The sequence below is a fragment of the Streptomyces sp. 4N509B genome (assembly GCF_052245655.1).
GTDB lineage: Bacteria > Actinomycetota > Actinomycetes > Streptomycetales > Streptomycetaceae > Streptomyces.
The window spans coordinates 356079-370421 of sequence record NZ_JBQQBZ010000001.1 but is presented as its reverse complement, the minus strand read 5'-3'; the positions used below and the strand labels follow the sequence as shown (position 1 = coordinate 370421).

The 14343-nt window shown below is 73.6% G+C and carries 9 protein-coding genes and 1 riboswitch; of the genes, 2 read left to right on the top strand and 7 right to left on the bottom strand.

Annotation, left to right across the window (positions count from 1 at the left end; genetic code table 11):
- Positions 1-52: 52 nt before the first annotated feature.
- The 5 genes from aspS to ACTWP5_RS01590 form a co-directional block, all read right to left on the bottom strand.
- Entirely contained in the window at positions 53-1834 is a 1782-nt protein-coding gene (gene aspS / locus ACTWP5_RS01610; RefSeq protein ID WP_443218925.1) for an aspartate--tRNA ligase, read from the bottom strand.
- A 106-nt stretch (positions 1835-1940) separates the two neighbouring features.
- The gene (locus tag ACTWP5_RS01605; protein WP_443218815.1) at positions 1941-5372 is read right to left on the bottom strand and encodes an AfsR/SARP family transcriptional regulator; all 3432 of its coding nucleotides are present in this window, start codon (positions 5370-5372) and stop codon (positions 1941-1943) included.
- Between the two features lie 424 nt (positions 5373-5796).
- A complete protein-coding gene (locus tag ACTWP5_RS01600; RefSeq protein WP_443218814.1) occupies positions 5797-7011 on the bottom strand; it encodes a tetratricopeptide repeat protein in 1215 nt (404 codons plus the stop codon).
- Positions 7012-7071: 60 nt separating this feature from the next.
- A complete protein-coding gene (locus tag ACTWP5_RS01595; RefSeq protein ID WP_443218813.1) occupies positions 7072-8445 on the bottom strand; it encodes an ATP-binding protein in 1374 nt (457 codons plus the stop codon).
- Positions 8442-9323, bottom strand: a complete 882-nt coding sequence (locus tag ACTWP5_RS01590) for an alpha/beta fold hydrolase (protein ID WP_443218812.1) — start codon at positions 9321-9323, stop codon at positions 8442-8444. The genes ACTWP5_RS01595 and ACTWP5_RS01590 overlap by 4 nt, the downstream gene beginning before the upstream one ends.
- A 54-nt stretch (positions 9324-9377) precedes the next feature.
- Positions 9378-9442, top strand: a riboswitch (guanidine-III (ykkC-III) riboswitch).
- A gap of 38 nt (positions 9443-9480) precedes the next feature.
- On the opposite strand from ACTWP5_RS01590, the gene ACTWP5_RS01585 reads away from it, so the two are divergent.
- Complete coding sequence (locus ACTWP5_RS01585) at positions 9481-9795, top strand: DMT family transporter (protein WP_443218811.1); 315 nt, start codon at positions 9481-9483, stop codon at positions 9793-9795.
- Positions 9796-10004: 209 nt separating this feature from the next.
- On the opposite strand, the gene ACTWP5_RS01580 is transcribed toward ACTWP5_RS01585, so the two are convergent.
- Positions 10005-11210 (bottom strand): IS701 family transposase, encoded by a 1206-nt coding sequence (locus tag ACTWP5_RS01580; protein WP_443218810.1) that lies wholly within the window; start codon positions 11208-11210, stop codon positions 10005-10007.
- A gap of 263 nt (positions 11211-11473) precedes the next feature.
- Positions 11474-12328: a helix-turn-helix domain-containing protein gene (locus tag ACTWP5_RS01575; protein WP_443218809.1), complete on the bottom strand. Its 855-nt coding sequence runs from the start codon at positions 12326-12328 to the stop codon at positions 11474-11476.
- A 384-nt stretch (positions 12329-12712) separates the two neighbouring features.
- Here ACTWP5_RS01575 and ACTWP5_RS01570 point away from each other — a divergent pair, with 384 nt between their 5' ends.
- Entirely contained in the window at positions 12713-14197 is a 1485-nt protein-coding gene (locus ACTWP5_RS01570) for an ankyrin repeat domain-containing protein (RefSeq protein ID WP_443218808.1), read from the top strand.
- Positions 14198-14343 lie beyond the last annotated feature (146 nt).

The following is a 14343-nucleotide window of genomic DNA, read 5'->3' as shown; positions in this document are numbered from 1 at the left end:
CGGCGGGACGGAAGGACCCGGGAGGGGAGACCCGCACCGCCGCCCAGGGCTCCTAGCCCTTCTGCGTCGGGGGCTTCCTGACGGACAGGTGCAGCTCGCGCAGCCGGGTCTCGTCGACCGGGCTCGGCGCCCCCATCAGGAGGTCCTCGGCGTTCCCGTTGAGCGGGAAGGCGATCGTCTCGCGGATGTTCGGCTCGCCCGCCAGCAGCATCACGATGCGGTCGACGCCCGGCGCGATGCCGCCGTGCGGCGGGGCGCCGTAGCGGAAGGCGCGCAGCATGCCGCCGAAGTCCCGCTCCACGTCCTCCGGTGAGTACCCGGCGATGCCGAAGGCCTTGAACATGATCTCCGGCTCGTGGTTCCTGATCGCGCCCGAGGAGAGCTCCACGCCGTTGCAGACGATGTCGTACTGCCAGGCCAGCACGTCGAGGGGGTGCTGCTCCTCCAGCGCCGCGAGCCCGCCCTGCGGCATGGAGAACGGGTTGTGGGAGAACTCGATGGCCCCGGTGTCCTCGTTCCGCTCGAACATGGGGAAGTCCACGATCCAGCAGAAGCGGAAGACGTTCTCCTCGAAGTGGCCCGCGCGCCTGGCCGCCTCCACCCGCACCGCGCTCATGACGCGCGAGACCTCGGCCTCCTCGCCGGCGCCGAAGAAGATCGCCGTGCCCGGCTTGGCGCCCACCGCCGTCACCAGCGCCTCGACGTTCTCCTCGGTGAGGAACTTCGCGATCGGCCCGGTCAGCGTCATGTCCTCGCCGACCCGCACCCACGCCAGGCCCTTGGCGCCGAGCCCGGTGGCGAAGTCACCCATCTCGTCGAAGAAGCGGCGCGGCTGCCCGGCCGTGTCCGGCACCCCGAGCGCCCGCACGTGCTGGTCGGCGAAGGCCCGGAAGCCGGAGCCCTCGAAGACGTGGCTGACGTCGGTGAGCTCCAGCCGGGCGCGGAGGTCCGGCTTGTCCGTGCCGTACTTCGCCATGGCCTCCCGGTACGGGATGCGCGGGAACGGCGAGGTGACGTGCCAGCCCCGGCCGAACTCCTCGAACAGCTCGGTCATGACCCGCTCGATGACCGCGAACACGTCCTCCTGCTCGACGAAGCTCATCTCCACGTCGAGCTGGTAGAACTCGCCGGGCGAGCGGTCGGCGCGGGCGTCCTCGTCGCGGAAGCACGGCGCGATCTGGAAGTACCGGTCGAAGCCGGCGATCATCAGCAGCTGCTTGAACTGCTGCGGCGCCTGCGGCAGCGCGTAGAAGCTGCCCGGGTGGACGCGGGAGGGCACCAGGTAGTCGCGGGCGCCCTCGGGGGAGGTCGCCGACAGGATCGGGGTGGCCATCTCGGTGAAGCCCTGCTCGGTCATCTTCCGCCGGATGGCGGCGATGACCTGGGAACGGAGCATGATGTTGCGGTGCATCCGCTCCCGGCGCAGGTCGAGGAAGCGGAACTCCAGCCGGCGCTCCTCGTTGACGCCGTCGTCGGCGTTGATCGTGAACGGCACCTGCTCGGAGGCGCCGAGCACCTCCACCTCGCTGACCTCGACGTCGATCTCGCCCGTGGCCAGCTCGGGGTTGACGTTCTCCGCGCCGCGGCTGACGACGCGGCCGTCCACGCGGACCACGGTCTCCTTCGGCAACGAGCTGAGCCGCTCGATCACAGGCCCGCTGCCGTCGGCCTCCGGGTGGACGATCAGCTGCGTGACGCCGTAGTGGTCGCGCAGGTCGACGAAGAGGATGCCGCCGAGGTTCCGCCGATTGTGCAGCCAGCCCGAGAGCCGGACATCGGAGCCGATGTCCGCGGAGCGCAGCTCGCCGCAGGTGTGGGACCGGTACCGGTGCATCGTTCGATCACCCATGTCGTCGGAAGGTCGTCGGAGCGGTGGATTGTCGCGTGTCCGCGTCAGGCGGAGGGAGCGGGTTGGAGCACATGAAGGGTACCGCTCCGGCTCATTCCTCCTCCCCTCGATACTCGCCCAGGCCGCGTTCCCCCCGGTCCGGCGGGTACGCCGGGTACCCGCCGCCGCGCTCGCCGTCGGCCGACAGCTCGGCGAGGACGCTCCCCACGGTCTCGACGCTCCCGAGACGCTCGACGCCGCGGAGCTCGTCGACGCCCCTGACGCCCTCGACACACTCGATCCCGCCGAGGTTCCTGATCTGCCGCCGCAGCGTCGACGCCTCGGGAACGCCGCTCTCCTCCGCCAGCGCGAGCGCCTGCCGCCAGTGGTACAGCGCCAGCTCCCGCTCGCCCTCGGCCGCCGCGACCCGGCCCCGGCCGTCGTGCGCCACCATCCGGCGGAAGGTCAGCCCCACGCCCTCCGTCGCGCGCAGCGCCTGGTCGAAGCAGCTCCTGGCCGACGCCAGGTCGCCGCGCGCCAGGTGGACCCTGCCCATCACGCCCAGCGCGAGGCTCCTGATGTCGGGACTGTCGAGCCCCTCCGACACCGTCAACGCGGCGCGGCACTCCCGCAGCGCCTCCTCGGCGCGCCCCTGCCGCAGCAGGCAGTCCGCCAGGTGGGACAGGCCCCGCGCCTCGGAGTCCACGCTGCCCGACTCGCCGTTGAGCCGCAGCGCCTCCCGCAGCTGCGCCTCGGCCACGTCGTACCGGCCCGCCCGGCTCTGGGCCCAGCCGAGGTTGAACAGGCACAGCAGCCGCGTCTGGTGGCTGTGCGGGTCGACCGTCAGCGCCTCGTTGTGGGCCTCGACCGCCTTGTCGTACTCGCCGAGCTGGGTGTACGTGATCCCGACATGACTCAGGGTGATCGCCAGGTCGCGTGGTGAGCCGGCCTCGCGGAAGACCTCCACGACGGGCAGCAGCGCCTCCAGCGCCGAGCGGTACTGCCCCAGCCGGTAGTGCGCGACGGCCATGGTCCGCAGCGTGCGCGCGGCGCCGAGCTCGTCGCCCCGCGCCCGGTCGATGGCCAGCCCGTCCCTGAACGCCCGCAGCGCCTCGGCGAAGCGGCCGGTGGAGACGTGCGCGAAGCCGATGCCGCACTGGACGTACGCCTCGACGTCGGCGTCGCCCGTGGCCCGCGCCGCCCGCAGTCCGACCGCGAAGCCGGTCAGCGCCTCCTCCACGTAGCCCTGCCGCAGCAGACACGCGCCGACGACCTCGGACAGGTACGACGCCTGCCGGTACAGGCCGTGGTCGTAGGCGTGCTCGATCACGGCGACGAAGGTGCGGTGCGCGAAGACCACGGCGGACTTGGTGTCGGCGATGGTGCGCAGCGTCGGCAGCTCCGAGAGGCGGCCCACGTCGAGGGGGGCGCGCTGGCTGCCCGGGTCGACGAGCTCCTCGATGGCGTGGGCCAGGTGCAGGTAGTGCTCGGTGAGGCGGAGCGCCGCCGCCGCCCGTTCCGCCTGCGGCTCCTCGGCGTCGGCCAGCTGTCGGGCGTAGCTGCCCAGCAGGTCGTGGAAGTGGTAGCGGCCGGCGGCGTGCTCGGTCAGCAGGTGCGCCTCCGTCAGCTCCTCCAGCAGCCGCTCCGCCTCCGCCGCGGGGACGTCGAGCAGCGCCGCCGCGTCGTAGGCGTCCACGTCGGGCCCCGGGTGGAGGCCGAGCCGGCGGAAGAGCAGCTGCTCGTCCTCGCGGAGCTGCTGGTGGGAGACGGCGAACGCGGCGCGCACGTCGCGGTCGCCCGCCCTCAGCTCCGTGAGGCGCCGCCGCTCGTCGCGCAGCCGGTGCGCGAGGTGCGCGACCGTCCACGCCGGGCGGTGGTGCAGGCGGGAGCCGGCGATGCGCAGGGCCAGCGGCAGGCACCCGCAGAGCCGGACCACCTCGTCGACGTGGCGCGGCTCGCCCGCCACCTGGCGGGTGCCGGCCACCTGGCGGAAGAGGGCCACCGCGTCGTCGTGGGGCAGCAGGTCGAGGGAGACGGAACGGACGCCCTCCAGCGAGGACAGCCGGCGCCGGCTGGTGATCAGGACGGCCAGGCCGGAGGTGCCGGGGAGGAGGGGGCGGACCTGGGCCTCGTCGGCGGCGTTGTCCAGGACGACGAGCAGCCGCCGGCCGGCGACCTCCGAACGCCAGCGCGCGACGCGCTCCTCGCGGCCGTCGGGGATCTGCTCGGGCACGACGCCGAGCTGACGCAGCAGCAGGTCGAGGGTGGCGTCCGGGCTGAGGGGGGCGCGGTCGACGCTGTGGCCGTGGAGGTTGACGAAGAGTCGGCCGTCGGGATAGCGGTCGGCGGCGAGGCGGGCCACGCGCACGGCGAGGGTCGTCTTGCCGACGCCGGCCATGCCGTCGAACGCGACGATCGGCAGGCCGGGGCCCTCGGTCCTGGTGACCAGGCGCAGCACGTCGCTGACCTCGGATATGCGGCCGGTGAAGTCGGTGATGTCGTACGGGAGGGTGTCGGGGCGGGGGGCTGCCGGGCGCGCGGCGGTGGCGGGGGTGGCGGTGGCGGCTGGGCCGACGTGGTCCGCTTGGTCCGCTTCGTCGGCGACGTTCGGGGTGCCGGTGCCGGTGCCGGTGCCGGTGTCGCTGGCGCTGGCCACGGGGGTCGCGTCGGCGGTGGCGGTCGTCTCGCGCCTCGGGGCGGGCACGCGGCCCGTCGCCGCGCGCGGTTCGGGGAGCGGGAGGTCCGGCTCACCTCGTAAAACCCGCTGGTACAGCGCGCGCAGGTCGGGCCGGGGGTCGACGCCCAGCTCCTCGGCGAGCGTCACGCGGGTCCGCTCGTAGACCGCCAGGGCCTGCGGCTGCCGGCCCGAGCGGTGCAGCGCCCGCATCAGCAGGGCCGCGAAGCCCTCGCGCAGCGGGTTGTCGTCGACCAGGCGCGTGAGCTCGGGAACGAGTGCCGCCGACTCGCCGTCGGCCAGGCGCAGCTCCATCGCCAGCTCCTGCGCGTCGAGGCGCTGCTCCTCCAGCCGCGCCGCCGCCGCCTCCACCACCCTGCCCGTGAGCCCCGCCAGGGCCGGGCCGCGCCAGAGCCGTATCGCCTCCTGGAGCGTCCGCAACGCGCCCGCCCGGCCGCCGGCGACCGCCGCCTTCGCGCGGGCGGCCACGAGGGCCTGGGTGAAGCGGTGGGCGTCGATCCGCTCCTCGGGCAGCCCGATCCGGTACCCGGGCCCGTCGCTGACCAGCAGCCCGCGCAGCGGCGGCAGCCGGCGGCGGAGCGCGGCGACGGCGTTGTGGACCTGCCGCCGGGCGGTGTCGGGTGGTTCGTCGTCCCACAGGGCGTCCACCAGCGCGTCGGACGACACGACGCGGTTGGGGGTGAGTGTCAGGACGGCCAGCAAGCGCCGTTGACGGGGCCCGGGCACCTGGTGCGCCCGCCCGTCGACCCACAGCTCCATCGGCCCCAGGAGCCGGAACTCCACAGCGCCGTCCGGGCCCTGGGGGCACGTCACGGCTACGGGGTCGGTGAGACCTCTCCCATCGTCCATCCCGGCAGTATCCCCCCGGGAGCGCCGGGTGACAGGCCTACGCGTCGGTACTGGGGTGACGCGGGTCAGCGCCACCCCAGTCCGAGCCTTCCCCGCGTCAGTCCACCGCACCAGAACGCCGAGCCCTACCCGCTGGGAGAACGGGCGTGAGACGTACCGGTGCCCCCCGTGCTATCGGCTGAGGCGGGCCGATCGAGAACCGAGTGGGACTTCGGAAACTCGATGACGCGTCCAGCGTGGCGCGCGTCGCTCTCCATCGGCCATCCATCCGCCATCCGTTCGGCATCCGCCGGACACCCGGCGCCGCCGGGGCGGCCTCGGGCCGCCAACGAGGCGGCGTGGGACGGCCGGTGGGGCGGCGTCGGGTGGCCGACGACGCGGCGTCGGACGTCCGGTGGGAGGAGACGGGATGGCCGGTCGGGCGTCATCCGTGGGGCCGGCGCGGGCGTGGCCGCGCGCCGTACCAGTCGCGCGTGTCGAGCCGCCCGCGCCGCACCCGAGCGGCCTGCCGGCGCCGCCACCACGCGTCGACGCCGACCGTGACGAGCGCGGGAACCGCCCCGGCCTCCACCACCGCCGCCACCTCCTCGCCGTCCAACGGCACCAGCGCGATCACGAAGGCGCACCCGAGACACCACAGGGCCGCCGCCGGGGCCAGCGCCACCACCGGCACCCGCAGGCACAGCCGCCGCATCCCGCGCCACACCCCGCGCGGCAGCCGCCCTGGCCCGCGCAGCGCCGCCGTCACGCCGACCGCCAGGCCCACGGCCAGGCCGACCCCCACACCCACCCCGAGCGGCCGCCCGAGCGCGACGACGCCGAGCGCGACCAGCGCGACCAGCCGCAGCCGGCGCAGCAGACGGTGCGTCTGCACGTCGAGGGCGTGCCGCGCCGACCAGTCGCCCGGCGACTCGGCCACCCGCGCGACGAGCGTGCGCAGCCGCTCCGCCACCGTCGACCCGCCCACCCGCTCCCGCAGCTGGACGTGGATGTCGTGGGCCTCGGCGCTGGTCGGGTCCGCCGCGACGACGCGCTCCCACGTCTCGGCGGCCTCGGCGTGCCGGCCCAGGCGTTCGAGGATGTTCACCGTGAGCTTGTGGGGGGTGGGGTCCTCGGGCGGCGCGGCCCGCGCGCTCCGCTCCGCGACGTCCAACGCCTCCTCCAGGCCGGCGCGGCGGCGTTCCGGATCGCGTTCCCGGGCCGCGGACTCCATCATCATCCGGCCGAGCGTCCACAGCTCGCGCCACGCCTGGGGCGCCAGCCGCGTCGCCTCCCGGGCCGCGGCGAGCGCGGCGTCGACCTCGCCGACGTCCAGCAGGGCGTTGGCGAGGAGGCGGTGGGTGGCGGCCTTGTGCGGCCTCAGCTCGACGGCGCGCAGCGCGGACCTGTGCCCCTCCGCGGCGGCGCGGCGGGCCTCCCGCGTCATGTCCGCGCCCTCCCGCCCGCCGGGCGGGGCCTCGCGGCGGAGCCGGCGGCCGACGCTCAGCTGGCAGTGCGCCAGCAGGAACCAGGCGGCGGCGTCGTCGGGTTCGCTCGCGAGGTGGCGTGTCAGCAGCGCGATCGCCTCCGCCGGGCGGCCGGCCGAGGCCAGCATCTCCGCCCTGCGGACCGGGGTCGCCCGCCCCCCGGCGGCACTCATCCGCTCACGCCGTTCGTCCCTGCACGCCGTTCGCCCGTGGCGAGAAGCCCCGTCATCCGTTCAGACGAGCTTCCTGCGCTTGAGGTACGCCAGCAGCTCGTCGTAGGTGCCGCCCTCGTTGGAGAAGAGCGCGACGTTGCGGGCGGTCGCGAACCAGGCGTCGGTGGAGGGCCGCACCTCCCTCGCCGAGGCCAACAGGTCGGGCATCCCGATCATGCGGGGCCGGCCGTCGCGGACGGAGTCCAACAGCGCGTGCTCGGCGGCGGTCTCGCAGACGTGGGCGAGGTCGGCGCCGGAGAAGCCGTCGGTGCGGCGGGCCAGCCGGCCGAGGTCGACGCCGGCGACGGGCCGGTCGCGGAGGTGGTAGCGCAGGATCGTCTCGCGGGCCTCCTCGTCGGGCGGCAGCACCAGCAGCGTCCGGTCCAGGCGGCCGGGGCGGCGCAGCGCGGCGTCCACGTCCCAGGGGCTGTTGGTCGCGGCGAGGACGAAGACGCCCTCGTTGTCCGAGGCGGAGGAGACGCCGTCGAGCTCGGTGAGGAGCTGGTTGACGGTGTTGCGCATGGGGCCGTGGTGGATGCGGCTGCGCTTGCCGCCCAGCGCGTCGAGCTCGTCGAGGAAGACGACGCAGGGCGCGTGGCGGCGGGCCGTGGTGAAGATGCCGTTGAGGTTCCGCTCGGAGGAGCCCGCCCACATGTCCAGCACGTCGTTGATCGCGACGTTGATGAACCGCGCGCCCAGCTCGCCGGCGACGGCGCGGGCGAGGAAGGTCTTGCCGCAGCCGGGCGGGCCGTAGAGCAGCAGGCCGCCACGGAGGCTCTTGTGGAACAGGCGGCGCAGCTCGGGGTTGCGCAGCGGGGCGAGGAACGCGGCCTCCAGCCGTTCCTTGACCGCCCGCATGCCGCCGACGTCCGCCAGCCGCAGCTCACCGGCGGGCTCGACGTCCCAGGCGGGGACGTCGCCGGCGTCGCCCGAGCCGTCCGCGGCGAGGGGCGCGCGCGGCCGTTGGTGGGGTGGTGGGTCGGCGGGCGGGACGGCGGGCGGGCTGGTGGGCTCGGGGCCGGTGACGAAGGGGGGCGGCGGCGAGACGTCCCTCACCTCGCTCTCGGCCCGCGCCCAGTCGAAGCCCGCCGGCCCGGGACCGGGACCCGGCCCGGGCCTGGGAGAACGCCGCTGGTCCTCCGGTGCGTCCCGCGTGGCCGGGCCGCCGCCGACCGCCTCCGTCATCAACGCCCGCGCCTCACGGTCCTCCGGCGCCCGTTGCAGCGCGGCGGCCACCTCCACCACCGCCTCCGGGCCCCGCCCGGCGTCCAGCAGCAGCCGCGCCAGGTGCAGCCGCAGCGGCACGTCGTCGGGCGCGGCGGCGACGGCCCGCCGCAGGCTCGCTGTCAGGGGCGTGTCGAAAGGCGTGTCGAAAGGTGTGTCGTCCCCGGTCATCCTCGTCCCGCCACCTTCCGCAGCCACTCCAGCGCCGCCTCGGTCCCGTCGAGAACGGAGAGGTGCCCGTCCTCCGCGCTCAGGCGCAGCTCCGCCGTCGGGCAGCGGTCGGCCAGCCACCGCCCGTGTGAGCTGGGCACGACGCGGTCCCGTTCGCCGTGGAGAAGCAGCGTGGGAACGGTGATCCGCGCGGGGTCGAAGCCCCAGGGGGAGACGTACGCGAGGTCGTCGTCGACCAACGCCGCCGGCCCCGCCTCGACGGCCGGCACGACGACCCTCGTCAGCCAGGCCCACCGCCCCGCCAGCGCCTCGTGGTCGTCCGGGGTGAACATCTCCGGGTCGTACACGGCCGTCGCCTCGTGCCGCTCCTTCGCCTCCCGCCCGGCCACGGCGGCCCGCAGCGACGCGACGCCGCCGTCGTACATGCCCGCGAACCAGTCGAACCCTTCCGCGTCACCGGTCGCAGCGGTCGGGTACGGCGCGAGGCCGGCCACGCTGACGGCGGCGGCCACGCGGTCGGGCAGCAGCGCGGCGCACGCCAGGGCGTGCGGGCCGCCGCCCGAGTGCCCCACCACCGCGAAGCGGTCGAGGCCGAGCGCGTCGGCGACGTGCGCGACGTCGGCGGCGGCCGACGCGACGTCCCGCCCGGGGAGCGGCGTGGAGCCGCCGTACCCGGGGCGGTCGTACGACACCCACCGCAGGCCCAGCCGGGCGGCGGCGGCGAAGAGCGGCCGGGGTGGCGCGCCGATGTTGGGCGTGCCGTGGTGCCAGACCACGGCGAGCCGGCCGCCGCCGTCTGCCGCGCCCGTGTCGTACACGTGCAAGGTTCGCCCGTCGTCTACCGTGAGATCGCGCTCGGTCACCTGTTCTGTCGCCACGTGGCGAACCTAACAGGGGCCACCCACAGTCGGCCGCGTGCTACGTTCGAAAGCGACGCCCCGCCGCGCGGGCCGTCCCGGACGAGTACGTCGTACCCGGCAGGACAAGACGACGTAGGACAGCAGTCGCCCCTTCTCGTCTGGGAGGTTCGTCGTCATGGCGTGGGTCGTCCTCGTCGTCTCAGGAGTCCTCGAAGCCGTCTGGGCAGCCGCCCTCGACGCGTCCCGCGGCTTCTCCCGCCTCTGGCCCAGCACCCTGTTCCTCGTCGCGCTGGCGGCGAGCATGGCGGGGCTGGCCTACGCGATGCGCTCCATCCCCATCGGGACGGGGTACGCGATCTGGGTGGGCATCGGGGCCGTCGTCACCGCCCTGTACGGCATGGTCGTCCAGAACGAGCCCGCCACCGCCGCGCGGCTGCTGTGTCTCGCGCTCATCGTGGCCGGCGTGGTGGGCCTGAAGTTCCTGCACTGACGGCGCCGGCGGTGCTGGCGGTGCTGGCCGTGCCGGCGGTGCCGGCGCGCACGGCTGGGGTTGGAGGCTGGTGTTCCGCGTGCCGTCGTCTGGCGGAACCGGCCCCGGTGGGTGAGTGGATTGGTCCTCACGGGGCCGGCAGCCTCGGATCCGTCCCTCGGCCGGGGATTTCTCGACCGGAGGGACGAGGAGGAAGAGAGGGAGCCGGGTCAGCTCGCGCACATCGCCGGTGCTCGCCATCCGACGTTCGCGAAGATGTAAGCCGCCGAGACCATCGTCATGTGGTGGTGCCAACCCCGGAACGAGCGGCCCTCGAAGTCACGCAGGCCGAAGTGCTGTTCCAGGTTCTGCATGTCCTCACGGGTTCTGGAATCCAACCGAGCCAGTGACATGATGTCGTCAATTCGGTGGTCCATCAGACTGGTGATCCAGAAGCGTGTGGCCTCACCGCTGGAGCTGATTTCCGTGAGGAGTCGTGCGACGCGGGGTGGCGAGCCGTTGGTCGCGGGAATCCGGGTCATGGAGGAACGGACGAACGAACGCCGTGGAGCGGGCGCGACGGGGGCCAGCGTGTGGTTCCGCTGGGTCAGGGCCTGCTTCTGCCGCTGACGCTCCTGGCACTGCTGCTCCCGCGGCTGGCCGGTGAGGGGGTGTAAGGAGGCACGGGCGGTGAGGACCCGCTCCAGGGAGCGACGCGGCAGGCTGGAGTGCGGGGGCCGCCGCGGCAGCAGGTGGGCCGCCCCCGACATCCCCAGGGACTCGCCGACCTCCAGGACGAACGGGACGCCGCAGGAGGACAGCTCCGCGACCAGCTCGTTGGCCCGGCCCAGGTGCCGCGCGTTCGCCACCACCGGCACCTGCCGCAGCCCCCACCGCTCCGACATCTCCCGCACCATCGCGGCCGTCTCCCGCCACTCCGGCCTGATCTCCACGTGGTCGGGGATGTGGGCGGCCTTCCGCGTCGCCGGGCTGTCCCACGTGCGTGGCAGGAGGATCCGCCAGTTCACGGGGACGTTGGAGGTGGCGCCGACCAGCGAGACCGCGAGCCCGAGCTGGCAGTTCACCGTCCGTCCCGCCTCCGGAAGGAACTGCCGCTCCACGCCGACCGAGCGGTCGCCGCGCTTCGGGATGACGACGCGGTTGACCAGCCACGCACGCGGCGGTTCCACGCCCTGGAGGTACCGGGCGAGCCCTGCCCGCACGGGCGCCCAGCGCCACGGGCTCTGGTTGATGAACTGTTGGAGCGACTGGTGCGCCGGGGCGGAGAGTATGTTCTCGGCTATCTTCCTCACCGATTTCTTACCCTCCACTGACAGGAGGCCCCTCAGATAGACCTCCGCCCACCTCCGTTGATCGACGCGGGGGATGGCTCGGAAGACCTCGTTGGCGTACGAGGCCAGAGAATCGCGGGCCATGATGGGAACAACGTCATTCGCAAGCATTGTCTCTCACACCCCCGGGGGGCTCGCTGGTCGGGGTACTCGCCTCATGTTTCATCACCCCCTGGGGTAACGGGCAAGCGGGACCTAACGTAGTTGCGGGAGTTCGCCCCGCGAATGACAGGACACGGACATTCAACATTCTGACCACCGGTCTACTACATTGCCGATCGCAGCGCACGCTGTCCTTTGTTGGGAAGAAATAAAACCGCATGACGGTCCAGTAGTTTTCCTGGAGTTCACACGCGGGCCGTCGATCCCGATCGCTCCCGGGCCAGGGCCGCGAGGCGTTCGAGCGCTCGCAGCGAGGGGCTCCCCGACGGCGCGGTGTACGTCACCAGGTGCTGGTCGGGCCCGTCGGCCAGCCGCAGCGACTCGTAGTCGAGGCTGAGCCTGCCCACCAGCGGATGGTCGAACTCCTTCCGCCCGCTGCCGTGGTCCTGCACGTCGTGCCGCGCCCACCAGGTGCGGAACTCGCCGCTCCGGAGGGACAGCTCGCCGACCAGCGAGGCGATGCCCGGGTCGTCGGGGTACCGCCCGGCCGCGGCCCGGAGGTGGGCGACGCCCTGGCGCGCCGCCGTCTCCCAGTCGACGTGGAGCGTCCGGGCGTGCGGGGAGCATAAGAGGTGCCACAGCAGGTTCGACTGCTTCCACGACGGGCCGGGGAGGTCCTCGGCCAGCAGCGCCGCGCCCGTCTCGTTCCACGCCAGCAGGTCCATGCGGCGTCCGACGACGTAGGCGGGCGCGGGATGAAGCACCTCCAGCAGGCGGTGGACGCTGGGGCGAACCCGCTCCGCCGTGATCCGTCGCCGCGGGCTCTCGGCGCGGGCCAGCAGGTAGAGATGCTCCCGCTCGTCGGCGCTCATGCGCAGGGCACGCGCCAGGGCGTCGAGCACCGTGGAGGAGGGCCGACCGACCTTGCCCTGCTCCAGGCGGATGTAGTAGTCGACGCTGATGCCGGCCAGATGGGCGACCTCGGCGCGGCGCAGCCCGGCCGAACGGCGACGACCCACGGCCAGGCCGTGGTCCTCGGGCCGGGTCCTGTGGCGTCGTGAACGGAGGAATCCGGCCAGTTCGTTTCGCGTGGTGCTCATGGTGTTCGAGTGTCGCAGGGAGGGCTGACAGACCGGACCATGTGCGGCGCTCCCGTACGAGTACGGCTATTACTGGTACTGGCAGTGCCTCTTTCGGTGGCTCGCGGGCCGCCGGCCGGCCATCCCGGACACCCGGCCACGCCGCGCCGCGCGCGACGACTTCGTCAACGCCACGACGTCGTCGGCGCGACTTCGTCAAGTTGCACAGAACTCCGTGGGATTCCGCGCTTCGCTGTTCCGCGGACGGGCCGCCCGGCTTTACTCGGTGATGTCGGCCCGGCAACCCGGCATTCGGACACCCGGCGTTCCGTCATTCCGGCATCGCCTCCCGGCATCCGTCCGGAACCCTCCCGGCATCGCCCCAGAATTCCCCTCGGAGTTTCCATGAACACAGCGGACCACACCCGTGCCGTCATCTACACGCTCTTCGCCGACATCGCGTCCGAGAACCTGCCGGGTGTGCTGGACGCGCTCTCGCCGGAGATCGTCGTCGAGTTTCCCGTCACCGAACAGAACGCGATACTTCCCGACGTGGGGGTGTGGCGCGGAAAGGACGCCGTCGCCAGCGCCTTCCGGCGGCGCGCCGACTGCGTCGACGTCGCCACCGACGAGCCGCGCGAGGTGCTGGTCGAGAACCGACGTGTCCTCGCCACCGTCCCCCAGCGGATTCGGCACCGGACGACCGGCGCCGAGGCAGGCTTCGAGTACTCGGCCCTGCTGACGCTGGACGACGACGGCCTCATCCGCCGCTGGCGGGTGCTCTCCGACAGCGCCGACGAGGTGGCCGTCTTCCGCTCCGAGCTGCCGGCGCGCCTGCTGGCGGCGGTGCGCGAGGGCGACGTCCACCAGGTCACGCTGCTGCTGCGCCACGGCGCCGACCCCAACCACCGCGACGAGGAGACCGGCCTGACCGTCCTCCAGACCGCCGCCGGCACGGGCGACGCCCCCGTCGTCGCGGCCCTGGTGGAGGCTGGTGCCGACATCCACTCCACCGACAGCCGCGCCGGCGGCACGGCGCTCCACAAGGCGGTGCAGCGCGGCGACCTCGACACCGTCAGGCTGCTGGTCACGGCCGGGGCCTTCGTCGACGCCGTCGCGCCCACCACCGGCCACACGCCGCTGATCGACGCGCTCTGGTACAAGTGGCCCGACATCGTGGCCTACCTGCTGGACCGGAACGCCGGCCTGAACCTCGCCACCCACTACGGCTTCTCGCTGCGCGAGCACTTCGAGTACGCGCTCAACGTGAACGTCCACGGCAAGGACCGGCTGCTGGCCGCCGAGCAGCTGCTGAAGGCGCGTACCGCCGCCGACGAGGAGCGCGGCCGGCGGCAGCGGCTCATGACCGCCGTGACCGAGGGCCGCGCCGAGGTCGTGCGCACGCTGCTGGCCAGCGGCGTCGACGTCGACGAGCGCTTCCCGGTCCTCAACGGCTTCAACGACCTGCACACGCCCCTGCTGGTGGCCGCCCGCGACGGCCACACCGAGATCGTGCGGCTGCTGATCGACGCGGGCGCCGACGTCAACGCCACCGAGCCGACCTTCGGCGCCGTCCCCCTGCACAAGGCCGTCTACAACGGCCACGCCGACATCACCCGGATCCTCGTCGAGACCCCCGGGGTCGACATCGACTTCCAGGGCGCGACCAACGGGTACACGCCGCTCCACGACGCCATGTGGCACGGCTTCGAGGAGTGCGGCCGGGTGCTGCTGGCCGCGGGGGCCCGCACCGAGTTGCTGGGCCACGACGGCAGGACCGCCCTGGAGATCGCCGAGGAGACCTTCGGCCCCGACCACCCGATGGTCCGCGACCTGGCCGCGGCGACGGAGACGCCGACGACGGGCGCGACGCCGGCCACTGGCGCGTGAACGCCCTCCCCCACGCGTCACTCACCCGGGCTCCGCCGAGCGGGAGGAACGCCGACCCGCGACGAGTCCGCGAACAGACGACAACGCCTGCCGGGACATCCGAACGGGACGTCCCGCGCCGCCGAATCCCACGCAAGCGAAAGGAA

What these genes read in the sequence shown, in the direction of transcription:
- ACTWP5_RS01585 (WP_443218811.1), top strand. Translation starts at nt 9,481, where the DNA reads ATGGCGTGGGTCGTCCTCGTCGTCTCAGGAGTCCTCGAAGCCGTCTGG.
- ACTWP5_RS01580 (WP_443218810.1), bottom strand. Translation starts at nt 11,210, where the DNA reads ATGGCCCGCGATTCTCTGGCCTCGTACGCCAACGAGGTCTTCCGAGCC.
- ACTWP5_RS01595 (WP_443218813.1), bottom strand. Translation starts at nt 8,445, where the DNA reads ATGACCGGGGACGACACACCTTTCGACACGCCTTTCGACACGCCCCTG.
- ACTWP5_RS01575 (WP_443218809.1), bottom strand. Translation starts at nt 12,328, where the DNA reads ATGAGCACCACGCGAAACGAACTGGCCGGATTCCTCCGTTCACGACGC.
- ACTWP5_RS01600 (WP_443218814.1), bottom strand. Translation starts at nt 7,011, where the DNA reads ATGAGTGCCGCCGGGGGGCGGGCGACCCCGGTCCGCAGGGCGGAGATG.
- ACTWP5_RS01605 (WP_443218815.1), bottom strand. Translation starts at nt 5,372, where the DNA reads ATGGACGATGGGAGAGGTCTCACCGACCCCGTAGCCGTGACGTGCCCC.
- ACTWP5_RS01570 (WP_443218808.1), top strand. Translation starts at nt 12,713, where the DNA reads ATGAACACAGCGGACCACACCCGTGCCGTCATCTACACGCTCTTCGCC.
- aspS (WP_443218925.1), bottom strand. Translation starts at nt 1,834, where the DNA reads ATGCACCGGTACCGGTCCCACACCTGCGGCGAGCTGCGCTCCGCGGAC.